This window comes from Aliivibrio sp. 1S175 (genome assembly GCF_001690985.1).
Classification (GTDB): Bacteria; Pseudomonadota; Gammaproteobacteria; order Enterobacterales; family Vibrionaceae; genus Aliivibrio.
This window is the reverse complement of record NZ_MAJS01000069.1, coordinates 1-1,000: the sequence shown is the minus strand read 5'-3', so window position 1 is coordinate 1,000 and position 1,000 is coordinate 1. Positions and strand designations below refer to the sequence as shown.

Here is a 1,000-nt window from a genome sequence, read left to right as displayed (position 1 = left end):
ACGCCTGCATAACACGTTTACTACTATGCAATTATACTTAAAATTAACGCCCTAAAACGAGAAACACCCGACAACCTGAGATGCCGAGTGTAGTAAATCGTGTTGATGCATTTGTTATGCGAATCACCTACGATACTCACTAAACGCCATCACAGCTGACGGTCTAGGTATACAAGAAACCCATTCTTGAGCTTCTAAAACTTCTACATTTAGATTAAATGAAGAGCTATCCGCGTGCATTCTATAAAATTTAACGTTGGAATTTTCATTGTGTAATAACTTAATTATACTAGCAACAATCCAAGTATCACATCGCATTCCAAAATATATACCAGTCAGATAAAATGGTGCTGATTTACTACCATAAGACTTTGAAAGTAGACGCCATTCTGATTCATAACTCCATTCACTTGCCTTAGTGAAAAAATATTGTTTTTCTATTAATTCACGAGCTTGAGCTGAGTCACTACAAATATATTCTTGAATTAACTTTGCGCTGATGCCTCTAGTTCCTTTGTAATCGATTTCCTTTGGTTTCCTAGCTGCCGTTTCAATATCAAATTCTAAACAGACTCCTTTATGCTCATTCGCATAATGGCTCCACATTAATGGCGAATCGTTTTTACGCGATAACGACAAAACTCCAATGTTTTTCATAACTAGGTCTAACTGATTTTTAATTTCATACAGCAACTGAAAACTTAATGATTTTTCATACTGACCTTCATATTCGGTGGCATAGTATTTAAATCGTTCTATATTTTCTTTTGCTGCAATCTTCCCTTTATTCTTACACAGCATCATATAGCACAAATATTCTAATTCTTTTATATTCAAATCGTTTTCAATTATTGGTGAACAATCTAAAGGGTCATTAAAACAACTAGGATCAGAAAAATAGATTTCACTACTACATAATTCTTTAATTAAGAATTCACTAAACTTTCTATATTTATAAAGTTTCATTTTTATCCCACTATTCGCATAACGCTGGCATAAC

General features: G+C 33.4%; 1 protein-coding gene. It reads right to left on the bottom strand.

Translation table 11 applies throughout. From position 1 onward, the window contains the following. Window positions 1-123 precede the first annotated feature (123 nt). Window positions 124-1,000, bottom strand: an 877-nt coding sequence (locus tag A6E06_RS15175; protein ID WP_065593612.1) for a DUF2971 domain-containing protein, incomplete at its 5' end; no start/stop codon positions are given.